This is a genomic window from Halomonas sp. AOP22-C1-8 (assembly GCF_052378905.1).
In the GTDB taxonomy this organism is placed as follows: domain Bacteria; phylum Pseudomonadota; class Gammaproteobacteria; order Pseudomonadales; family Halomonadaceae; genus Vreelandella; species Vreelandella citrativorans.
In genome coordinates, this window is sequence record NZ_JBQSYD010000042.1 from 1 (window position 1) to 20855 (window position 20855).

General features: G+C 59.3%; 19 protein-coding genes. 15 read left to right on the top strand and 4 right to left on the bottom strand.

From position 1 onward, the window contains the following. Positions 1-30: 30 nt before the first annotated feature. The gene (locus ACT3TY_RS16875; RefSeq protein WP_444628985.1) at positions 31-921 is read right to left on the bottom strand and encodes an NAD-dependent epimerase/dehydratase family protein; all 891 of its coding nucleotides are present in this window, start codon (positions 919-921) and stop codon (positions 31-33) included. Positions 922-1200: 279 nt separating this feature from the next. On the opposite strand from ACT3TY_RS16875, the gene ACT3TY_RS16880 reads away from it, so the two are divergent. Beyond that, on the top strand, positions 1201-1812 hold the full coding sequence (locus tag ACT3TY_RS16880) for a Yip1 family protein (protein ID WP_444622640.1): 612 nt from the start codon (positions 1201-1203) through the stop codon (positions 1810-1812). Positions 1813-1887: 75 nt separating this feature from the next. Here the strand turns inward: ACT3TY_RS16880 and ACT3TY_RS16885 are convergent, their stop codons facing one another. Beyond that, a complete protein-coding gene (locus ACT3TY_RS16885; protein ID WP_444622641.1) occupies positions 1888-2652 on the bottom strand; it encodes an ABC transporter ATP-binding protein in 765 nt (254 codons plus the stop codon). Further along, positions 2649-3704 carry a FecCD family ABC transporter permease gene (locus tag ACT3TY_RS16890; RefSeq protein ID WP_444628986.1) on the bottom strand — a complete coding sequence of 352 codons (1056 nt, stop codon included), beginning with the start codon at positions 3702-3704 and terminating at the stop codon, positions 2649-2651. The genes ACT3TY_RS16885 and ACT3TY_RS16890 overlap by 4 nt, the downstream gene beginning before the upstream one ends. A gap of 407 nt (positions 3705-4111) precedes the next feature. Here ACT3TY_RS16890 and ACT3TY_RS16895 point away from each other — a divergent pair, with 407 nt between their 5' ends. The 9 genes from ACT3TY_RS16895 to cobJ are packed head-to-tail and all read left to right on the top strand — an operon-like array spanning position 4112 to position 16002. Then, on the top strand, positions 4112-5824 hold the full coding sequence (locus ACT3TY_RS16895; RefSeq protein ID WP_444629000.1) for an AAA family ATPase: 1713 nt from the start codon (positions 4112-4114) through the stop codon (positions 5822-5824). Continuing rightward, entirely contained in the window at positions 5821-6414 is a 594-nt protein-coding gene (gene cobO, locus ACT3TY_RS16900) for a cob(I)yrinic acid a,c-diamide adenosyltransferase (RefSeq protein WP_444628987.1), read from the top strand. The genes ACT3TY_RS16895 and cobO overlap by 4 nt, the downstream gene beginning before the upstream one ends. Next, positions 6414-7802 (top strand): cobyrinate a,c-diamide synthase, encoded by a 1389-nt coding sequence (locus tag ACT3TY_RS16905; protein WP_444628988.1) that lies wholly within the window; start codon positions 6414-6416, stop codon positions 7800-7802. Before cobO ends, ACT3TY_RS16905 begins: the two co-directional genes overlap by 1 nt. Beyond that, positions 7789-8901: a cobalamin biosynthesis protein CobW gene (gene cobW / locus ACT3TY_RS16910; RefSeq protein ID WP_444628989.1), complete on the top strand. Its 1113-nt coding sequence runs from the start codon at positions 7789-7791 to the stop codon at positions 8899-8901. Before ACT3TY_RS16905 ends, cobW begins: the two co-directional genes overlap by 14 nt. Beyond that, positions 8901-12731 (top strand): cobaltochelatase subunit CobN, encoded by a 3831-nt coding sequence (gene cobN / locus ACT3TY_RS16915; RefSeq protein WP_444628990.1) that lies wholly within the window; start codon positions 8901-8903, stop codon positions 12729-12731. The genes cobW and cobN overlap by 1 nt, the downstream gene beginning before the upstream one ends. Further along, entirely contained in the window at positions 12728-13903 is a 1176-nt protein-coding gene (locus ACT3TY_RS16920; protein ID WP_444628991.1) for a cobalamin biosynthesis protein CobG, read from the top strand. The genes cobN and ACT3TY_RS16920 overlap by 4 nt, the downstream gene beginning before the upstream one ends. Beyond that, positions 13887-14516 (top strand): precorrin-8X methylmutase, encoded by a 630-nt coding sequence (locus ACT3TY_RS16925; protein WP_444628992.1) that lies wholly within the window; start codon positions 13887-13889, stop codon positions 14514-14516. The genes ACT3TY_RS16920 and ACT3TY_RS16925 overlap by 17 nt, the downstream gene beginning before the upstream one ends. Continuing rightward, entirely contained in the window at positions 14513-15250 is a 738-nt protein-coding gene (locus ACT3TY_RS16930) for a precorrin-2 C(20)-methyltransferase (protein WP_444628993.1), read from the top strand. The genes ACT3TY_RS16925 and ACT3TY_RS16930 overlap by 4 nt, the downstream gene beginning before the upstream one ends. Beyond that, positions 15247-16002 (top strand): precorrin-3B C(17)-methyltransferase, encoded by a 756-nt coding sequence (gene cobJ, locus ACT3TY_RS16935; protein ID WP_444628994.1) that lies wholly within the window; start codon positions 15247-15249, stop codon positions 16000-16002. The genes ACT3TY_RS16930 and cobJ overlap by 4 nt, the downstream gene beginning before the upstream one ends. A gap of 137 nt (positions 16003-16139) precedes the next feature. Here cobJ and ACT3TY_RS16940 read toward each other — a convergent pair whose 3' ends face one another. Beyond that, positions 16140-16868, bottom strand: coding sequence for a cobalt-precorrin-6A reductase (locus ACT3TY_RS16940; protein ID WP_444628995.1), 729 nt, complete (start codon positions 16866-16868; stop codon positions 16140-16142). Between ACT3TY_RS16940 and cbiE the strand changes: the two genes are divergently transcribed. The 5 genes from cbiE (at position 16867) to ACT3TY_RS16965 (ending at position 20545) form a co-directional block, all read left to right on the top strand. Then, positions 16867-18075, top strand: a complete 1209-nt coding sequence (gene cbiE, locus ACT3TY_RS16945; protein ID WP_444628996.1) for a precorrin-6y C5,15-methyltransferase (decarboxylating) subunit CbiE — start codon at positions 16867-16869, stop codon at positions 18073-18075. The genes ACT3TY_RS16940 and cbiE overlap by 2 nt on opposite strands. Next, the gene (locus ACT3TY_RS16950; protein WP_444628997.1) at positions 18072-18479 is read left to right on the top strand and encodes a cobalamin biosynthesis protein; all 408 of its coding nucleotides are present in this window, start codon (positions 18072-18074) and stop codon (positions 18477-18479) included. Before cbiE ends, ACT3TY_RS16950 begins: the two co-directional genes overlap by 4 nt. Next, positions 18476-19273, top strand: coding sequence for a precorrin-4 C(11)-methyltransferase (gene cobM / locus ACT3TY_RS16955; protein WP_444622654.1), 798 nt, complete (start codon positions 18476-18478; stop codon positions 19271-19273). Before ACT3TY_RS16950 ends, cobM begins: the two co-directional genes overlap by 4 nt. Beyond that, positions 19270-20034, top strand: a complete 765-nt coding sequence (cobF, locus tag ACT3TY_RS16960) for a precorrin-6A synthase (deacetylating) (RefSeq protein ID WP_444628998.1) — start codon at positions 19270-19272, stop codon at positions 20032-20034. Before cobM ends, cobF begins: the two co-directional genes overlap by 4 nt. 70 nt (positions 20035-20104) lie before the next feature. Then, on the top strand, positions 20105-20545 hold the full coding sequence (locus tag ACT3TY_RS16965; protein WP_444628999.1) for a YtoQ family protein: 441 nt from the start codon (positions 20105-20107) through the stop codon (positions 20543-20545). Positions 20546-20855 lie beyond the last annotated feature (310 nt).

The following is a 20855-nucleotide window of genomic DNA, read 5'->3' on the forward strand; positions in this document are numbered from 1 at the left end:
CCAGCTCCACTTTTTTCTTATTCCTTTAACTCATTCCCCCTGCTCATCCCTCCAGGAATGGCGCGGTGAGAAACCGACCAAGCGGCGGGCTTTTGCATTGCTGTAAAAGGTTTCAAATTCACCCATTGCCTGCTTGATGGGTACGCCTGGGTAGAAGCGTTCCACTACTTGAGCATTGCTCAATCCTACTGACAGATCATTATTGGCGACGTTAAACACCTCGTAACCCAGGCCGTCTGTTTTCAGGCAGCAGTCGACCATCTGCCCCAGGTCGCGAGCGTCAATGTAAGCGAAAATATTGCGGCGGCGCAGTGCCGGGTTGTCCATATAAGCCGGGAAGTTCTGGCGATATTCGTGAGGCTCGATCACGTTATTAATGCGCAAGGCATAAATGTCGATGCCCGAGCGCTCCTGGAAAGAGCGTGCGGTTACTTCGTTAACCACCTTGCTCATTGCGTAGCTGTCTTGCGGCACTGTGGGATGCTCTTCATCTACCGGTAGGTAATCAGGTTGCTTCACTCCATCGGCAAAGCAAATGCCGTAAGTGGTCTCGCTGGAAGCAAAAATGACTTTGGGAATATCCAGCCGAGTCGCCGCATCCAACACATGGTAGGTACTTAACGTGTTAATGCGGTAGGTTTCGTTATCCGGCCGGTGGAGAATGGCGGGTATGGCGGCAAAGTGAACGATGGCATCGTAGCGTGGCATGCCGGTACCAGGTTCTAGCTCATCGAAATTGGCATAGGCTTGGCACGCATTAAATACCTGACCCGCGTCGGTCAAATCGACCTTTAGCGTAGTGATGCCCGGCACGTCGGAAACTACCCAGTCCAGATTGGTGACGCTGTGGCCCTGGTCGCGCAGGTACGCCGTTACATGACGACCCGCCTTGCCGCTACCGCCGGTAAACAAAATGCGCATGTGGATTTCCCGTTTATTGTAAGAGTTCGTTACAAGAACCCACACCTTAGCAAAGAAAGCGTTACACCGCCGAGTTGGTTCTATCACCACACTATGCGCGACGAAGCAGGGCAATTGATGAATTGCAATCGGTGGCAAATAGCCTTATCACAGCGCAATCATTGTGCTCCATAAATAAGCCTTGTGATCTACACTCAGTTTAAGCTTGGGTATTTGAACGATGCCTGAGCCTGATGCTTGATCCCAACAGCAGTGCATTTGCATAAACGGGAGGTCGTTATGATCCACCATGTTTGGGGGCTCCTTCATCATCCTGACGCAGAGTGGCATAAGATTAGTGGCGAGCATGAGTCTATTAGCCATCTCTATGTCCATCATGTCCTTGTTTTGGCGGTTATTCCTGTAGTCTGTGCGCTGATAGGTACGACCCAGATTGGCTGGACCTATGGCGGTAGCAACACCTATAAAGTCTCTATTACAGATGGCCTGGCGCTAGGCGTTGCGTTTTATGCGCTGATGTTAATGGCCGTTGGTGTGGTTGGCAGTGTGATCCACTGGTTAGCCCGCAAGCTGGAGAATCGCCCTAGCCGCCGCAACTGTATTATTTTCGCGGGGTACATTGGCACACCGATGTTTCTGAGCGGTGTTTTCGCCCTTTATCCGGCTTTCTGGTTTTGCATGCTGGGTTTGGTGATGGGGCTACTTTATAGTGCTTACCTACTCTACAAGGGAACGCCCAGTTTCTTGGGTATTAGCCATAAGCGCGGTTTTATTATATCCACTGCAACGCTATGTATCGGAGTGTTGGTATTAGAAGTGCTGCTTGTGGTGATTGTTCTGCTGTGGAGTATGGGATCGGAGTACAGTGTGGTGTGGTGGTTTTTTGGATAGAGAGTGCCTGTGGGGCAGTTATGACGGGTTAGCCCCAGGTTTTAGCGTTTACTGCGCAGCTTGTAAGAAAATCTACTAAATAGCGCTTCTAAAACGCATGATCCGTTTGCCGTCAATGGGATCATCCAGCACGTGGGCATGCACCCCGAACGTCTCTTGTAAGCACTGGGTGGTGAGCACGTCATGTGGTTGGCCGCTGGCGATCAGTCGTCCGCCGTCCATCACGCCAATGCGGTCGCACTCCATGGCCTGGTTAAGGTCGTGCAGGGTGATCACAACGGTAATCGGCAATTGCCTGACCAGCTCAAGAATGGAGAGCTGGTGGCGGATATCCAAATGGTTGGTGGGCTCGTCCAGCAGGAGAATTTTGGGTTGCTGGGCCAGTGCCCGGGCAATATGAACGCGCTGGCGCTCACCGCCCGAAAGGGTATGCCAGAGGCGGTCCGCCATGTGTGCCATATCCACGTCATCCAGTGCCTGGCCGACAATCGCATCATCCTCGGCAGACCAGGGGCGAAGCGCAGTGAGAAATGGCGTACGTCCCAGTGCAACCACCTGACGCACATGAATTCTATCGGTGGTTTCCGCCTGCTGTTCAACCATCGCGATAGACTGCGCAATATGGCGCTGGCGCATTTTAGCGATCGGCTGGCCGCCCATGTGTACATGACCCGTTTTGGGCTTGTTTAAACCTGCCAGCAGGCGAAGCAGCGTGGTTTTGCCGGAGCCGTTGGGGCCAATCAAGCCAAAGGTTTGGCCGGGCGCAACGTCCAGGCAAACGTCCTTTAAAAGCGTGCGTCCATGCACGCTCCAGCCCAGCTGTTCAGCGGTTAATTTCATCGATTCCTCGTGCCGCGAACAAGAATCAACGCAAAAGCTGGCGCGCCGATCAGCGAGGTAATAACCCCAATGGGCAGTACCTGGCCGGGCACCAGAATGCGCGAAAGGATATCCGAGCCAATCAAAAACACGGCGCCAGCAAGTGCCGAAGCGGGCACCAAGCGCGTGTGCTGGGTGCCCACGATAAAACGCATGGCATGCGGAATGACCAAACCGACAAAGCCAATAGCGCCCACCATCGACACCATAATGGCTGTCACCAGCGCTACCGCAATAATTAACAGCCCTCGTGTTGGGCGCACGGCGATACCCATGGACGCCGCGCTGTCGGCGCCGAAGGTAAAGGCATCCAGTGCGCGGCGGTGCCAAAGGCAAATCAGCAGGCCGCCCAGGGCGGCAGGTAAAGCGATCACGACATCGCTCCAGCGCACGCCGGAAAGATTACCCAGTAGCCAGAACATGATGCCGCGTGCCTGCTCGGCACTGGCCGACTTGGTAATGATGAAGGCGGTCAGTGCGTTAAACAGTTGAGAACCTGCAATGCCCGCCAGAATAATGGCCCCGGCGGCTTGGGTGCTGCGCCCACCGCCAGTCCCGCTGCTGGCTGCATGGGCAAGCAGTACCACCAGCCCAAAGGCAAGTACTGCTCCAGCAAACGCCCCAGCAGATAAAGTGAAAGTGCCCGCACCAAGCCCCGCTACGGTAACGGCTACGGCACCGGTTGAAGCCCCGGCAGAAATACCCATCAAGTACGGGTCCGCCAAGGGGTTACGCAGCAACGCTTGAAGCACCACACCGGCCAGCGCCAGCGCGGCGCCGCAACACGCAGCCACAATGGCGCGGCTTAAGCGATAGTTCCAGATAATACCGGCATCAATACGATCAACGGCGTAGTTAGCACCCAGAAGATGATTGGCCAATACTTTGAGAATCGTATCCACGGGAATCGAGGTTTCACCAATCGCCGTGCCGGCGAGCAGTGCTACCAGCAATACCAAGGGGGCAAGCCAAAACCAGTGCGCCTGAGAGCGCGGCGCTTGGGTACTTTGCATCGCAACCGCTTTCATAGCGTAAAAGAGGTAGCAGGTAGGGCGGGGAAGGGCTTCATGGGATGGTGTTCCGGGTGCCGATGGATATAAAACTCGACAGACTGCCGAAGACGTGACGATAAAGCACGAAAAACCTTTGCGATTGATGACTTGCTTAAGCGGGGAGGTGGCTACACCCTGGTGCCATCCTCTATAATGCGCGGTTATTGTAGTCATTTTATCGGCGTTTGGCTCTATCGTTATTCTCTTGTCAGTGATGAATAACTTTCACGTGTGTTGCAGTGTCCATGCGTCACTTAATGTATTAGGTTTACCCGCTTGTAAAGTAGGCGCTTTACTCGCTTGTTAGGGCGCTGAGTAGCTCAATATCTCCTTGTTAAATCAAGTTAATGTTCCTTCTGCCCATGGTGATGCCTGTGGTTGAGTTTCCCTTTACCGCCGTCGTCGGCCAGGCATCGCTTAAAAAAGCGTTGCTTCTGAACGTGATTAACCCGCGCATTGGCGGGGTGCTGATTAGCGGCCCGCGAGGCAGCGCAAAATCGACCCTCGCCCGCGCGTTGGCCGCACTACTTCCAGAATCAGGTCCGGGCGGCACGTCGCCGTTTGTCACGCTGCCGCTGGGCGCCAGCGAAGACCGTCTGACCGGCAGTCTGGACCTGCAAAAGATATTGAACGAGCGTGAAGTTACCTTTCACGAAGGGCTGTTGGCCAAAGCCCATGGCGGCGTTTTGTACGTCGATGAGGTCAATTTGCTCGCCGACATGCTGGTTGATCTGCTGCTGGATGTGGCCGCAAGTGGGGTCAATATCGTCGAGCGCGACGGTATCAGTCACTCCCACGCGGCACATTTTAGCCTGATTGGCACCATGAACCCGGATGAAGGCGAATTACGCCCGCAGTTGCTTGACCGCTTTGGGCTCTGCCTTGAGCAGCCAGCCTCCGTCAGTATTGAAGAACGCATCGCCATCGTGCAGCAACGCGACGCTTTTGATCGTGACCCCGAACGCTTTATCGCCGACTACGCTGATGAGCAGTCAGCCCTGCGTGAACGTATCGAGCAGGCGCGCCGCACGCTTGCTGCCGTTACCGCACCTGACTGGGTTTACGCGCACATCGCCAAGCGCTGTGAAGAGGCAGGCGTTGAAGGCCTGCGTGCCGATGTTACCTGGCACCGCGCCGCCCAGGCCCATGCCGCCTGGCGGGGAAGCGATACGATCACCCAGAACGATGTCGATACCGTTGAGCCTTGGGTACTGGCCCATCGGCGTACGCGTGAAGCACCAACACCGCCGTCTTCTCCACCGCCTTCGTCCACGCCAAATGAAAAGCCTTCTGGCGGTCAGTCGTCTGCTAATGGCTCAGGCGAGCAAGGGCAGTGGGGCGCCATGCCGCCCGTGGCGCAGAATATGCGGGATAGCCAGCCGCTTGATCTCCCCGCGCTACGCTTGGCTCCTTCTTCCCACCGGCCTGTGGCTAAGCAGCCGCTATCACTGGGCGGTAGGCGCAAGGGCGATGAAGCGGGCCAGGGGCGAACCAGGGCTGCGCTGACCTCGCGGCCGGATTGGTTTGCTACGCTGATCGCCAATCGCGGCCAATGGCCCTGGCGGCAGTTGCGTTATCAAAAAGCGCGCACCGGGCAGCCGGTGCTGCATTTGGTACTGCTGGATACCTCCGGCTCGACGTTGGGTAAGCGCTTGTTGGGCCAAGCCAAGGGCTGGGTCGATAGCCTGACCCGCCAGGCGTACAGCGCGCGCGAGCAGATGGCCGTATTGGGCTTTGGCAACGATGCGGTGACAGCGTTATTCACCCGCCAACGTGCCCCCAAAAGCCTGGAGGCGACGCTGAACAGTGCCGATGGCGGGGGCGGTACGCCGCTGCGTAAAGTGGTAGAGGAGGCTGGGCGGTTGATTCGCCAATGGCAGCGCCGTGAACCTGGCCTGCATATACGCACTTACTTGATCACCGACGGACGCACCCGTGAATCCGTTGCAGACCTGCCGAAACTCGGCGACTGCGTGGTGATGGATACCGAATACTCATTTGTAAAACGTGGCCAGGCCGCGTGCCTTGCCCAGCAGCTGGGCGCCCACTATTGGGCCATGCCCACCCAGGAGTCAGCATGAGCGATAGCAATCACCAAAACCGCATGCAGCGCAAAAAAGAGGTGGTCGACGAGCGCATCAGCCGCGCCACCGAAGAGCGCGGGGTGCTAATCCTGCTCAAAGGCAACGGCAAGGGTAAAAGCAGCTCGGCGCTCGGTACATTGGCGCGCTCGCTGGGGCATGGTCAGAAAGGCGCGGTCATTCAGTTCATTAAAGGGCGGCGCGAAACCGGTGAATACCTGTTCTTTCGCGATCACCCAAGGCTTGACTGGCACATCATGGGCCAGGGCTTTACCTGGGAAACCCAGGACCGCGAGCGCGATATAAAGGCCGCCGAAGCCGCCTGGGAAATCGCCAAGGGGCTGCTGGAAGACCCGGCCTACAACATCATCGTGCTGGACGAAATGAGCTACATGTTCAAGTACGGCTACCTTGACCCGGTGCCGGTGGTAGAGGCACTTAAACGCCGCCCAGCGCATCAGAATGTGATTATTACCGGGCGCACCATGGCGCAGCCGATTCAGGAAATTGCCGACACCATCAGCACCGTGCAGGATGAGCGTCACGCATTTCGCGGCGGCGTTAAAGCCCAGCCGGGGATAGAGTACTGATGAGCACACCTTCCGCCCGCTGCTCCGCGCTGTTTATCTCGGCACCTGCCTCAGGCCAGGGTAAAACCACGGTAACCGCTGGGCTTGCGCGGCTGCTGCGTAATCAGGGCAAGGTGGTGCGGGTATTTAAAACCGGCCCGGACTACCTGGACCCGCAAATACTCTCTCAGGCCTCGGGCCAGCCGGTTGATCAGCTCGACTTATGGATGGCAGGCGAAGCCTACTGCCGCCAACGCTTTTATGAAGCCGCTGTTGAAGCCGATTTGATTCTGGTGGAAGGCGCCATGGGAATGTTTGACGGCGAGCCTTCCAGTGCCGATTTAGCCGCGCTGTTCGGCATTCCCATGGCCATCGTGATGGATGTAAAAGGTATGGCCCAAACCGCCGCCGCGCTGGTAACGGGGCTGGCTGGCTTTCGTGAAGACATTCATTTTGCCGGGCTGATCGCCAATAACTGTGGCTCCCAGCGCCACCGTGAGCTGATTGAAGGCGCATTGCCCGCAGCCATTCCGTTTTTGGCCGCCGTACCACGCGACCCTGAACTGGCACTTCCCGAGCGCCATCTGGGCCTGGTGCAGGCGGAAGAGATTCGCGACGATCTGGAAATTCGCTTTGAAGCCGCCGCGCAGGCGCTGGAAGCCGCAGGCCTGCTGGATGCGCTCGCCACGCTTTCGCCGGTCAGCTTTAGTGCTTCTACTGAGGCGCTTCCCGCTGTGCCGCAAGTGCTAACAGGGCAGACGATAGGCGTAGCCCGCGATGCGGCGTTCAGCTTTATTTATCAGGCCAACCTGGACCTGCTAGCGCAGATGGGCGCGCAGGTGCGCTTTTTCTCGCCGCTGAGCGATGCTGAACTGCCTGAGTGCGATGCCCTTTGGCTACCTGGCGGCTACCCGGAGCTTCACGCGCAGGCGCTTGCGGCGAACAGCGCCATGCGCGATGCCATTAAAGGCTTCTTTAGCGCGGACAAACCCATCCTCGCCGAGTGTGGTGGCATGCTGTATAGCCTGGAAACGTTAACCGACTATGCTGAGAACCCTCACTCCATGCTCGGTTTACTGCCGGGGCACGGTGCCATGCGCGGGCGTCGCGGCTGCCAAGGTATGCAGACTGCTGAGCTGCCCGAAGGGCCGGTTCGCGGCCATGCGCACCATCGCTCGATGGCCGAGCAAACGCCCGAGCCGATTGCTTACGGGCGCCGCCAGCGCCACCCCGCGCCCGGCGAGCCGATTTACCGGGCCGGGCGCCTGACGGCGACCTACTTACATCTGTTTTTCCCGAATAATCCTGCGGCGGTAGCGCGTCTGTTTAGCCACGCTCTTGGCAACGATTCAGCGCAGGCCACAGCCGCAAGCCCCCAAATTGAGGAATCCTCGCATGCAGTTAAATAAAATTCCCGCCACGGTCGTGACCGGTTTTCTGGGCAGCGGCAAGACCACCTTGCTGGCCAATATTTTGCGCCAGATTACCGGCAAGCGGATTGCCGTTATCGTCAATGAGTTTGGCGAGCAGGATATCGACTCAAGCCTGCTGCGTAGCTGTGCGCTAGGTTGTGAAGACGGCGCTGACGAGGGTGAGCAAGTCGACTCTGGTGAAGACGGCAGTATTTATGAGCTGGCCAATGGCTGTATCTGCTGCACGGTGGAAGAAGAGTTTCTACCGGTGATGAAAAAGCTGGTGGCGCGGCGTGATGATATCGACCACATCCTGATTGAAACCAGCGGGCTGGCCTTGCCCAAGCCGCTGGTACAGGCATTTAACTGGCCGGAAGTCCGCCAGCACTGCACCGTGGATGCGATTATCACCGTGATCGACGGGCCTGCTGTCGCTGCGGGCCGGTTTGCCAATGATGAAGAAAAAGTTGCCGCTCAGCGCTTGGCCGATGACAGCCTTGATCACGACCCCAGCCTGCGCGAACTGCTGGATGACCAGCTAAGCGCGGCGGACCTAGTGCTGGTCAGTAAAACTGACCTGCTGAACGCCGACGAAAAAGCCCGCGTTGAAGCGCTGGTGCAGGTGCGGGTGCCCGCATCGGTCAAAACGCTGTTTATCGACCAAACGCTAGCGACTGATACGGCCCAGCTGGAGGCCCTGATGGGCATAGGCGCGGCCAGTGAAGAGCATATCGACAAGATTACCAACCATCACGACAAGCACCATGCCGAAGGCGCCCACCACGATCACGCCCACGATAACTTTGATTCCTGCGTGATTACGCTGGGCGAAGTCGATGGCGATGAGCTGGCGGCCAAGCTTCAACATCTGCTGAAAACCCAAGAGATCTATCGCGCCAAGGGCTTTGCGGCAATTCCCGGTAAGCCCATGCGCCGAGTCATCCAGGCCGTCGGCGAGCGCCTGGACGGCTATTTTGATCGCCTGTGGGCTCAGGACGAGGCGCGCCAGACTCAGCTGGTGATTATCGGCAAAACGCTGAACAGCGATGAAATTCATAAAGCGCTTGCCAGCGCTGAGAAGCCGGTAAGCGCCTAATGCATCTTTTCGCTGCCAAACCGGGAGGCTTTGTTGATGATGAAGGCATCATCGACCTGCAGCAAAGCCCTGCCGAGGTTGTGATTATGTCCGCCGCCGATAGCAACCTCTCGGCGTTGGCCCAGGCGGTTGATCGCCTGGGCGATGACTACCCCTCGGTGCGGCTGGCGAACTGGATGAACCTGGTGAAACCGGCGGCGTTTGATCTTTACGAAGACCGCGTGCTGGAAAAAGCCCGCTTGGTGGTGGTGTCACTGCTGGGCGGAAAGGGCTATTGGCAATACGGCTACGAACGGCTTCTGGCCTGGGCGGCTGCGAAACCGGAGCGCCAACTGATTCTGGTGCCCGGCTGCGATGCCCCCGATGATGCCCTGCTGGAAGACTCCAGCATTGCCTTTGACGATGCCTACCGCGTATGGCGCTACTTACGCGAAGGTGGCGTGGATAACGCCGAGCAGATGCTTCGATTTATCGCCAATGAATGTTTAGCGCACGAGCATCTGTGGCAAGAGCCTAAAGTGATTCCGGCGGCGGTGATTTACGCGCCTCAAACGAACGGCCAGCAGGCGGTCAGCCTAAGCGAGTGGCGTGACCAGCGTATTGCAGAGCGCCCGGTGTGCCTGCTGCTGTTTTATCGCAGCCACTTGCAGGGCGCGAATACCGCTGTGCTTGACGGCATGATCGACGCGCTGAAAGCCGAAGGGCTTGAGCCGTTAGCCGTCGCGGTGGCCTCTTTAAAAGAAGGCCCCTGCATCGCGTTCGCCAATCACCTCATTGAGCAAACCGGCGCCATGCTGGTGGTCAATACCACTGGCTTTTCGGTAAACCGTACCGCCGATGACGCCAATGCAGCAGATGAGCTGGGCAGCAATCTTCATGAGAGCCTTTTTGTCGGGCGGCCGGTGGTGCTTCAGGCGATACTCGCCAGCAGTACGGCGGATGACTGGCAGAGCATGGCCGCAGGACTGCATAGCCGCGATGTCGCCATGCAGGTAGTGCTGCCCGAAATGGACGGGCGGATTATCACCCGCGCCGTTGGATTTAAAGCCGAGGCGCACTATAACGCTCGCGCCCAGCTCTCTGTCACGCACCACACGCTGCACCCGGAGCGTGCCGCCTTTGTGGCCAAGCTGGCCCGGCGGGTTTGCGCGCTGCGCCAAACGCCCAATAGCCAAAAGCGCGTCGCGCTGATTATGGCCAACTACCCCAACCGCGATGGGCGTATCGGTAACGGCGTGGGGCTGGATACACCGGCCTCTACGCTGCACATTTTAAATGCCCTGAAAGGTGCCGGTTATCCGCTAAGCCAATTGCCGGAAAGCGGCGATGCGCTGATTCGCCTGCTCCAGGGCGCGGTCACTAATGATCATGACAGTCTGGATCAGCGTGCCTGCTGGCAAAGTATCAGCGTTGAGGATTATCTGGCCTGGTTTCAAACCCTGCCCGCCGCGCTTCAGAAAACGATATGGACCCGCTGGGGCGCGCCGCAAGATGACCCCAAATGCCGCCAGGGGCGACTGATGATTTCGGGTATCCGCTTGGGCGAAACCTTCGTGGGCATCCAGCCCGAGCGCGACTTTATTGAGGACCTGACCCAGTCCTACCACGATATGGAGCTGGCGCCGCCGCACAGCTACCTGGCGTTTTACCTCTGGCTGCGCGAGCACTATCAGGTCGAGGCGGTTATTCATGTGGGCAAGCACGGTAATCTTGAGTGGCTGCCGGGTAAAAGCACCGCGCTAAGCGCCGAATGCTGGCCGGATATCGCGCTCGGGCCGATGCCGCATTTCTATCCGTTTATCGTCAATGACCCCGGCGAAGGCGCCCAAGCCAAGCGCAGAAGCCAGGCGGTAATTATCGACCACCTGATGCCGCCGCTGGCACGAGCCGAGCTTTACGGCCCCATGGCCGAGCTTGAAGCGCTTACCGATGAGTATTATCAGGCGCTGGACATGGACCCGCGTCGCGAAGCGCTGATTCGTGAGCAAATATTGGCCCACCTGCGGGCAACCGGCATCGATCAAGAGCTTGCCCACGCGGTGAACAGCAGCTGTGACAGCGAAATTCTCAATGAGCTGGACACCTTTTTGTGCGATATCAAGGAAGCCCAGATTCGCCACGGCCTGCACATACTGGGTGAGCTTCCGCCCGAGGAAAAACGTGCGGCTACGCTGGTAGCACTGTTAAGGCTGCCGCGTGGTGAAGCGGTGGCAAGCCGCGGTTTGCTGCACAATCTGGCCGCTGACCTGGCGCTGGGCGAGGACTTCGACCCGCTTGCGGCGGGCAGCGAGCCCTGGCTTGGCCCTAAACCGGCTGTGCTGGCAGGCAAACTAACGGCTGCCTGGCGAACCGGCGCCGATACCCGCGAGCGGCTGGAGCTGCTCGGTGAAGAGCTGGTGGCCGACTACGTATTGGCCCAGGGCGATTTGTCAGAGCTTACCAAACATTATCCCGCCACGGCCGAGCAGCTTACGTTTGCCCGCGAGCAGCTGTGGGCCGCCATGCAGCAGGGCGTAAAGATGGAGGTTGGCTCGCTGCTGGATGGGCTTGAGGGGATTTTCGTACCCGCCGGGCCGAGCGGCGCCCCCAGCCGCGGGCGATTGGATACGCTGCCCACCGGGCGCAACTTTTTTAGTGTGGATAACCGCTCGATCCCATCGCCTGCTGCTTGGACGTTGGGCGAAAAGTCCGCCCAGGCGTTTGTCGAACGCTACCTGCAGGATCACGGCGACTATCCACGACGCTTGGGGCTCTCCATCTGGGGGACCGCGACCATGCGCACCGGCGGCGACGATATCGCCCAGGCCTTTGCGCTAATGGGCGTGCGGCCCAAATGGTCATTGGGTTCTCAGCGGGTGATCGATTTTGAAGTGATTCCTTCGATGCTGCTTAACCGCCCACGGGTGGATGTCACGCTGCGCGTATCCGGATTCTTTCGCGATGCCTTTCCGAACGTGATTCGCATGTTTGATGCCGCCGTGCAAGCGGTTGCCAGCTATGCAGAGCCAGGCGATAGCAACACTATTCGCGCCGCCGTGGTTGAACGCCAGCACACCCTTGAAGCCCAAGGGCTCAGTGCCGAAATGGCTGCCCAGGAAGCGAGCTACCGTATTTTTGGCAGCAAGCCCGGTGAGTATGGCGCCGGCCTGAACCGGCTGATTGAAAACCGTAGCTGGGGTGATGCCGATGACCTGGCCGAGGCCTACCTGGGCACCGGCGCCTACGCTTACGGGCAGTTTGTGGATTCCGGCACCGCCGCACGCGGCGCCTTTGAGCAGCAGATCAAAGGGCTGGATGCGGTAATGCAGAATCAGGATAACCGCGAGCACGATATTCTCGATTCCAACAGCTACTACGCCTTTCAGGGCGGTATGGCCAACGCTACCCGCGCGCTTGCCGGCCAGGCGCCGGAGATTTATCACGCCGACCACGCCAATCCCGCCGTACCCAAAATTCGTACGCTCAAAGAGGAGCTTGCCCGGGTCATTCGCTCGCGGGTGTTGAACCCCAAGTGGATCAACGCCATGCGCGAACACGGCTATAAGGGCGCGTTTGAGATGGCCGCCACGGTCGACTACCTGTTTGCTTACGACGCCACCACGGACCTGGTGGCGGATTACCAGTACGCTCAGGTGAGCGAAGCGCTGGTGCTGGATGAGGCCAACCAGCAGTTTTTACGAGAGCATAACCCGGCAGCCCTTGAAGAGATGGCCGAGCGGTTGCTGGAAGCTGCCCAGCGCTGCATGTGGCAAGAACCCGGTGAGCACGGCGACGCGCTGCAAGACCTGCTGCTGGAAATGGACGAAGCCAGGGAAACCGCCAGTTTATGAGCACTAGTCCGCTGATCAAAGGCTGGTGCCCAAGCGCCTGGCGGCCCATGGAAACTGGCGATGGTTGGTTAGTACGCGTGCGCCCGCCACTTGGCCAGCTTTCCCAAGCGCAGGCACTCGCGCTGTGCGATGCCGCAGAAACCTATGGCAACGGGCTGGTTGAGTTAACCAGCCGCGCCAATATTCAGCTGCGCGGCGTTTCGGGAAGCACATGGCCGCCGCTAATGGATTTTTTGGTAGTGCACGAATTGGTCAGTGCGGACCCCGCCACCGAGCAGCAACCCCAGTGCCTGCTGGCACCCGGCTGGCAGGCGGGCGATGATACGCATCAACTTGCCTGCTTGTTACAGGCGCGAGGCAGTGAACTGGCCGTGATGCCCAGCAAAGTCGGTATTGCGATTGATGCAGGTGAATTAGCGGTATTGGGAGATGCCGCCGCTGATTTTCGAGTTGAGCGCTCAATAGAGGGCGGGCTGATAGTGCGCGCCGAAGGCCAGGCCTGCGGTACACCGGTGGGCTCTGTTGAGGCGGCCATTGAGCATTTAATACGCCTGACGCACTGGTTTGTGGAAAGCGGCGGGAATGACGCCGGGCGGATGAGGCGGCATCAAGTGCCGCTTCCCGCGTGGTCACCTGCTAAAATGCGCCCCGCGAGCGCTTGTGAAATGGTGAATGCAACGCAGGGCGCGGTACTGGCGCTTGGCAAGTATCAAGCGGGGATGGTTTACGGGCTGCCGTTTGGGCGCGCAGCCGCTGCTGCGTTGCGGGCAGCGGTTACGCCTGCGGCGGTGAGCCATGTGCGGGTAACGCCGTGGCGACGGTTATGGGTCAAGGGTGCAAGTGAGCCGGTTGAAGGCTTAATCAGCGATAACCAGGATACGCGCTTATTGATGGATGCCTGCCCCGGCGCGCCTTACTGCGCTCAGGCAAGCGTTGCTACCCAGCCGCTGGCTAAACGGTTAGCGCCCAACGTTAAAAGACACAGCGTTCATATATCCGGTTGCGCCAAGGGGTGCGCCCGCCGTTCATCGGCCGACGTGTGCCTGGTCGGTCAGGCAGGCCGATTTAATCTTATTGTTAAGGGTGATGCCCAGAGCACGCCCGTTAAGATAGGCCTCACCGAGACTGAGGTCGTCGAATATTTGGAGAGTTTGGGTGCCCTATACGTATGAAACAAGCGGCCCGGCGATTTACCGGGAATCCTTCGCGATTATCCGCAGCGAGGCCGACCTTGCGCGCTTTTCTGCTGAGGAAGAGACCGTTGCCGTGCGCATGATTCACGCCGCCGGGCTTGTCGAGTTGGCCGCGCATATTCACTTTCAAAATGACGCGGTCAATAAAGCGCGTTCAGCACTCGAACGCGGCGCGCCGATCCTTTGTGATGCGCGGATGGTTTCTGAAGGCATCACCCGCAAGCGGCTGCCAGCCAATAACGAGATTATTTGCACCCTGAACGATGAGCGCACGCCACACCTCGCCCAGGAAATGGCTAACACTCGTTCGGCCGCAGCACTAGAACTATGGCGCCCGCATCTGGAAGGTGCCGTGGTCGCAATTGGCAACGCACCCACCGCACTGTTTCATCTTTTGAACATGTTGGAAGACCCGAGCTGCCCGCGCCCGGCGGCAGTAATCGGCTGCCCGGTAGGCTTTGTAGGCGCCGCTGAATCCAAGGAAGCGCTATGGGCGACGCTCGCCATTCCCAGCTGCATCGTTCGTGGCCGCTTGGGCGGAAGCGCGGTGACGGTCGCGGCCATTAACGCCATGGCGGATCGCGTCGAATGACTCAGGCATCCACACAGGGCACGGTTTACGGTGTTGGCCTGGGGCCGGGCAGCCAGGACTTGATGAGCGTGCGCGCCGACCGGCTGATTCGCGGCGCCACGCATGTTGCCTATTTTCGTAAAAAGGGCCGCAAGGGCCATGCGCGCAGCATTGTTGAAGGGCTGTTAGCTCCCGGCATCATTGAGTTGCCGATGGAGTACCCGGTCACCACGGAGATTCCTTTCGACGACCCGCAGTACAACGCGCTGCTCTCGCAGTTCTATTCGCGATGCGTGGCCCAGCTGATCGAGATAGCTAACGCCGGTGACAACGTGGTGGTGCTCTGCGAAGGCGACCCGTTCTTCTACGGCTCGTTTATGCACCTGTATACGCGCCTGCTTAACCAGGTGCCGGTGTCGGTAGTGCCGGGGATTACCGGTATGTCCGCCGCCTGGACGGCGACCGCGCAGCCGATTACCTGGGGCGATGATATTCTGACCGTGCTGATGGGCACGCTACCGGAAGAAACGCTCGTTAAACATATCGCCGATACCGACGCGCTGGTGGTCATGAAAATTGGGCGCAACCTGAACAAGCTGCGCCGCGCGCTTAAACAGGCGGGCCGGGAAGACCAGGCCTGGTTGATTGAGTACGCTGCCATGGAGCAGCAGCGTGTGCTGCCGTTGGTAGACGTTGGCGAGAGCGTGCCTTACTTCTCGATTGTGCTGATTCACGGTAACGGGAGGCGCCCATGAGCGGTTGGCTAAAAATTGTCGGCCTGGGCCCAGGTGCAGAGGCGATGATTACCCCCGAAGTGTCTGCCGCGCTTTTGGATGCCACCGACGTTGTCGGCTATGTGCCTTACGTTAACCGCGTAGCGCCGCGCTCAGGCTTGGTGCGCCACGGCTCGGATAATCGCGAAGAGATTCGCCGCGCCGAGCAGGCCCTACAGCTGGCGCTTGAAGGCCACCGAGTCGTGGTGGTTTCCTCCGGCGACCCCGGCGTTTTTGCCATGGCCTCGGCGGTGTTTGAAGCGCTGGAAGCGGGCGATGCCGCGTGGCGCGCACTGGATATTCAGGTGCTGCCGGGTATTTCGGCTATGCTCGCGGCCAGCGCCCGTGCGGGCGCGCCGCTGGGCCACGACTTCTGCTGCATCAATTTATCCGACAATTTGAAGCCCTGGGCGCTGATCGAAAAGCGCCTGCGTTTGGCCGTTGAAGCCGATTTTGCGATGGCGTTTTATAATCCGCGCTCAAAATCGCGCCCGGTAGGGTTTGAACGCACGTTGGAGGTGTTGCGCGAGGCGTGCGAACCCGAACGGTTGATCATCTTCGCCCGCGCGGTTTCCACGCCGGAAGAGTCGATCCGCGTAACGGCCTTAAAAGATGCCACGCCGGGCATGGCCGATATGCGCACGCTGGTGATTGTCGGTTCAAAACAGACGCGGTTAATTGAGCGAGACGGCGAGCCGTTGGTTTATACGCCGCGCTCAGTAGGCTTTGCCTGAAAACGCGCTGCGCTCGGTCATGCGTTGTTAAAAATCGGCTCAAAGTACTCATTTACAACCTGTAAACTCCGTCTTTTCGCCGATTTTTGCCTAGCCTGACCATCGCTCGCTGGCTTTTCAGGCAAACCCTGGAGTGTTTAGTGAAGCCAGGCAAGCACCTCATCAACGCTATGCACTTCATGGCGAGCGGGCAGCGCCGGGCGGTCAATCATGATAACTGGCACGCCGAGCGCGCGGGCGGCGCCAAGTTTGGAAACAGCACCTTCGCCACCAGCGTTTTTGCACACGATGCGCTCGATACGTTGGGTTTTGAGTAGCGCTAAATCGCCCTCCAGCGTGAACGGGCCTCTATCCACCGTGGTGGTGAAGTGGGCAAGCGGCGGCGGGGCGGTTGGCTCGTCGACCAAACGCAGCACATAGTGGTGTTGAGGCTGCACAGCAAACGCGGCCAGGTGCATGCGGCCAATCGCAAGCAGCACGCGCTGGGGCGGGCCTTCGAGGGCGCTAACCGCCTCTTCGACACTTGCCACGTGTTGCCAGTTATCGTGAGTGGTGGGTGCCCAGGCGGGGCGGGTCAGAGCAATCGCCGGTACGCCGGTTTGCTGGGCGGCGGCCAACACGTTATGGCTCATCTGTGTGGCAAACGGGTGGGTTGCATCAATAATATGGGTGATGCGCTGTTGGGTAATAAAAGCCGCCAAACCGTCGGCGCCGCCGAAACCGCCCACGCGGGTGGGCAGCGGCTGCGCTTTAGGCGCGTTAACGCGGCCCGCATAGCTGAACATGGCTGGGATACCGCGCTGGCTAACGGCGCTGGCCAAAGCGCTTGCTTCACTCGTACCCCCAAGAATCAGGACGTTTATCATGGCTTTAGTTAACAAGGCTCCGTGGCTCACACTGTTAGGTTGGGGGGAGAGTGGCACAGCGGGCCTGACAGCGGCAAGCCGTGAGCAGCTTGAACGTGCCGAAATCGTGTTCGGCGCCCGCCGCCATCTGCGGCTTCTTCCTCCGTTAAACGCGGATATTCGCGAATGGCCGGTGCCGTTTCTTGATGGCATCCCCGCACTTCTCAACGAGCGCGGCCGCCGGGTAGTCATGCTGGTTTCCGGCGACCCGTTCTGGTTTGGGGCAGGCACTAGCCTGGCGCGCCACTTGGAGGCCAGCGAATGGATCGCCGTGCCATCGCCCTCGACCTTTAGCTTGGCGGCGGCCCGGCTGGGCTGGCCGCTTGAGCGCTGCACCTGCCTGGGCCTGCACGCCAAACCGCTTACCCGCATTCGACCTTACCTGCACAGCGGCAGACGCTTGCTGGTGCTGTTACGCGATGGCGCCGCTGTAGCTGAATTGGTCGCGCTGGTGAAAACATTCGGCTTTGGGGATTCCCAGCTAAGCGTGCTGGAAGCTCTGGGCGGTGAAGATGAGCGCATCTGCACGCTGCGCATGGACGACACGTTACCCGAGGATATCGCCCACCCGGTGGCGGTAGGTATTGAAGTCGCGGGTAACGGCCCCGCGCTTCCCTTAACGCCTGGCTTGGCCGATAGCTTTTTTGAGCACGATGGGCAGATCACCAAGCAAGCCGTGCGTAGCTTAACGCTTTGTGCACTTGCCCCCCAGCCCGGCGACCGGCTGTGGGATATCGGCACTGGCTCTGGCTCTATCGCCATTGAGTGGCTGCTGAGCCACCCGGATAATCAGGCCATCGGCTTTGAGCAGCATCCGGAGCGCGCCGCCCGGGCGCGGCGTAATGCAGAAAGCCTCGGCGTTGACTGGCTGGAGGTAAACGAAGGCCGCGCACCGGAGGTGCTTGAGAAGGCGCCGCTGCCCGATGCGGTGTTTATCGGCGGCGGGCTTTCCCTGGCGCTGCTGGACGCTTTATGGCAGGTGTTGCCCAACGGCACGCGGGTAGTAGCCAATGCGGTCACGCTGGAATCCGAAGCGTTGCTGGCGCACTGGCAGCAACAGGCGGGTGGCGAGCTGCTACGACTGGAGCTTGCCCACGCCGCACCCATGGGCACCCGCCGGGGCTGGAGAGCCAGCTACCCGATTGTGCAGTGGCGTGGCGTTCGATGATCAAGCAAACAGTGACTAAGCAGGCGCTGAAAGTCGCAGGGTTCGGCTTTCGCCAGCAGGCAACGCTTGAATCACTGGAACAGGCGCTGGATCAACTGATTGCTGAGTACGGCCCTGTCGACCAGTTGGCAGCAGCGAGCAGCATGCTGCCCCTAGTTGAAGCGCTGGGCAGCGCCCGCAACATTTCGGTAATAAGCGTGGCGGATGCAGAGTTGGTCAGCGTTACCACGCTGACCCATTCCGCCTACAGCCTGCGCGAAAAAGGCACCGGCAGCGTGGCGGAGGCCGTGGCGCTTCTGGCCGCAGGCAGCGGGGCGCGGCTTTTAGGCCCACGCACAGTTTCAAACGATAGAAAGGCCACGGCCGCGGTGGCCACCACAGCGGCGCAAGGAGTTGGATTATGACGGTTCATTTTATTGGCGCAGGCCCCGGCGCGCCGGATCTTTTGACGCTGCGCGGGCGCGATTTAATTGCCGCCTGCCCGGTGTGCCTGTATGCGGGTTCACTGGTGCCCGAGCAAATTCTTGGGCACTGCCCAGAAGGCGCCCGCATCATCAACACCGCGCCGCTGTCACTCGATGAGATTATCCAGGAAATTCAAACCGCCCACGCCGCAGGCCAGGATATCGCCCGGCTGCACTCGGGTGATTTATCAGTGTGGTCCGCGATGGGCGAACAGCTGCGCCGCCTGCGCGAGCTTGATATTCCCTACAGCGTCACCCCCGGCGTGCCTTCCTTTGCGGCGGCGGCGGCAACGCTCGGCCAGGAACTAACGCTTCCCGGCGTAGCGCAATCCGTGGTGCTGACCCGCACCCCGGGCCGGGCAAGCGCAATGCCGGAAAACGAGACGCTGGCCAACTTCGCTCGCACGGGCGCCACGCTTGCCATTCACCTCTCCATTCACAATCTGGCCCAGGTGGTGGAAAGCCTGACGCCCCATTACGGTGAAGAGTGCCCGGTAGCGATTGTATGGCGAGCCAGCTGGCCGGATGAGCACGTGGTGCGCGGGCGCTTATCGACGGTGGAATCCTTAATCGACCACACACTCCAGCGCACGGCGCTGATTCTGGTGGGGCCGGTACTTGAATCCGACGACTTTCAGGAAAGCAGCCTGTACGCGGTAGGTTACGACCGCCGCTTTCGCCCCCAATCCGCCGCTTCGCCGTTTGCCAGTAGCGATGAAGAGGGCAGCGCATGATCACGCTCTCGCTGATCGGCATTGGCACCGGCAACGTCGACCACGTAACGCTCGCGGCAGTTCGCGCCCTCAACGAGGCCGAGGTAATTCTGCTACCCCGCAAGGGCGAGGCGAAGTCCGACCTTATCGACCTGCGCCGCGTACTGTGTGAACAGCTGCTTAATGACACGGCCAGTACCCGCATCGTCGAGTTTGATTTACCCACCCGCGACGGCGAACGCCAGTACCTAAGCGCAGTAGACGAATGGCATAACGCCATTGCCAGCGTATGGGCCGAGCTGATGGATAAGCACCTGCCAAACGGTGGCCGCGTAGGAATGCTGGTATGGGGTGACCCATCGCTCTATGACAGCAGCCTGCGCATCGCCAAGCGCCTGACGGACAGCGGCCGCGCGGTTAAGGTCAACGTTGTGCCCGGCATCACCAGCCTGCAAGTGCTCACTGCCGAGCATAAAATCCCGCTAAATGCGCTCGCTGAACCCATCCAAATCACCACCGGCCGCCGCCTGCGCGAACGCGGCTGGCCTGAAGACGCCGCGACGGTAGCCGTGATGCTCGACAGCGGCGGGGCGTTTACCACGCTGCCACAAGCTGATACTTACATTTGGTGGGGCGCGTACCTGGGCATGGATAAGCAGTGCCTGATCAAAGGCCCGTTAAGCGAAGTAAGCGACGAGGTTGTTGAGCGCCGTGGCGCGCTGCGTGAAATTCACGGCTGGATTATGGATATTTATCTGCTGGCCAGACAGCCTCTGCTATAGTGCTGGTATTAATATGGAATGATTTTCCATAAAATAGCGCTACTGACCAACTAACCTTTGAGGAATGACCATGAGCTTTTACGTCTACCTTTCCGGCGAGATCCACACCGACTGGCGCGACGAGATTCAGCGCGGCGCAGAAGCCGCAGGCCTGGACATCGTCTTTACTGCCCCCGTAACCGAACACGACGCCAGTGACGCCGCAGGCGACCACTTGGGTGAGCAGAGCAACCAATTCTGGCGTGACCACCAGTCTTCCAAGGTCAACGCCATCCGCACCCGCACACTGATCGAACAGTCTGATCTGGTCGTCGTGCGCTTCGGCGACAAGTACAAGCAGTGGAATGCCGCGTTTGATGCAGGCTACTGCGCCGCACTCGCCAAGCCCTATATCACTTTGCACTCTGAGGATATCGTTCATCCGCTGAAGGAAGTGGATGCCGGTGCGCAAGCCTGGTGCACCACCACCGACCAGGTCGTTGAAACCCTTAAGTACGCGTTGAAAGCATAACGCAAGCCACCACTTTGCAGGCCGACTTGGCCTGCAGCCCTCTTTCTTGGGGCTGCTAAAGGCTGGTTTTTGTGGGAGATCGCTTCAGCGCGCGAAAGACCCGCCCCAAGAATCATCACAAGTAGCGTGGCGTAACGTTTGGCGAGCCACGAGCCAATAAGGCACCCGCGCAGGGCAGCTTCAGCAGTCCTGGTGGCGTCACGGCTTTTCCTCACACCAAACGGCAACTCTCCTGAAGTGCTGAACAACCCACATCGAAATCTTCTTCACGATGTATCGTTAATGAGTGTCATCAAACCTACACGTGGCT

Excerpts from the sequence above, each read along its gene's own strand:
- ACT3TY_RS16875 (WP_444628985.1), bottom strand. The coding sequence starts at position 921 with ATGCGCATTTTGTTTACCGGCGGTAGCGGCAAGGCGGGTCGTCATGTA.
- ACT3TY_RS16880 (WP_444622640.1), top strand. The coding sequence starts at position 1,201 with ATGATCCACCATGTTTGGGGGCTCCTTCATCATCCTGACGCAGAGTGG.
- ACT3TY_RS16885 (WP_444622641.1), bottom strand. The coding sequence starts at position 2,652 with ATGAAATTAACCGCTGAACAGCTGGGCTGGAGCGTGCATGGACGCACG.
- ACT3TY_RS16890 (WP_444628986.1), bottom strand. The coding sequence starts at position 3,704 with ATGCAAAGTACCCAAGCGCCGCGCTCTCAGGCGCACTGGTTTTGGCTT.
- ACT3TY_RS16895 (WP_444629000.1), top strand. The coding sequence starts at position 4,112 with ATGCCTGTGGTTGAGTTTCCCTTTACCGCCGTCGTCGGCCAGGCATCG.
- cobO (WP_444628987.1), top strand. The coding sequence starts at position 5,821 with ATGAGCGATAGCAATCACCAAAACCGCATGCAGCGCAAAAAAGAGGTG.
- ACT3TY_RS16905 (WP_444628988.1), top strand. The coding sequence starts at position 6,414 with ATGAGCACACCTTCCGCCCGCTGCTCCGCGCTGTTTATCTCGGCACCT.
- cobW (WP_444628989.1), top strand. The coding sequence starts at position 7,789 with ATGCAGTTAAATAAAATTCCCGCCACGGTCGTGACCGGTTTTCTGGGC.
- cobN (WP_444628990.1), top strand. The coding sequence starts at position 8,901 with ATGCATCTTTTCGCTGCCAAACCGGGAGGCTTTGTTGATGATGAAGGC.
- ACT3TY_RS16920 (WP_444628991.1), top strand. The coding sequence starts at position 12,728 with ATGAGCACTAGTCCGCTGATCAAAGGCTGGTGCCCAAGCGCCTGGCGG.
- ACT3TY_RS16930 (WP_444628993.1), top strand. The coding sequence starts at position 14,513 with ATGACTCAGGCATCCACACAGGGCACGGTTTACGGTGTTGGCCTGGGG.
- cobJ (WP_444628994.1), top strand. The coding sequence starts at position 15,247 with ATGAGCGGTTGGCTAAAAATTGTCGGCCTGGGCCCAGGTGCAGAGGCG.
- cbiE (WP_444628996.1), top strand. The coding sequence starts at position 16,867 with ATGGCTTTAGTTAACAAGGCTCCGTGGCTCACACTGTTAGGTTGGGGG.
- ACT3TY_RS16940 (WP_444628995.1), bottom strand. The coding sequence starts at position 16,868 with ATGATAAACGTCCTGATTCTTGGGGGTACGAGTGAAGCAAGCGCTTTG.
- ACT3TY_RS16950 (WP_444628997.1), top strand. The coding sequence starts at position 18,072 with ATGATCAAGCAAACAGTGACTAAGCAGGCGCTGAAAGTCGCAGGGTTC.
- cobM (WP_444622654.1), top strand. The coding sequence starts at position 18,476 with ATGACGGTTCATTTTATTGGCGCAGGCCCCGGCGCGCCGGATCTTTTG.
- cobF (WP_444628998.1), top strand. The coding sequence starts at position 19,270 with ATGATCACGCTCTCGCTGATCGGCATTGGCACCGGCAACGTCGACCAC.
- ACT3TY_RS16965 (WP_444628999.1), top strand. The coding sequence starts at position 20,105 with ATGAGCTTTTACGTCTACCTTTCCGGCGAGATCCACACCGACTGGCGC.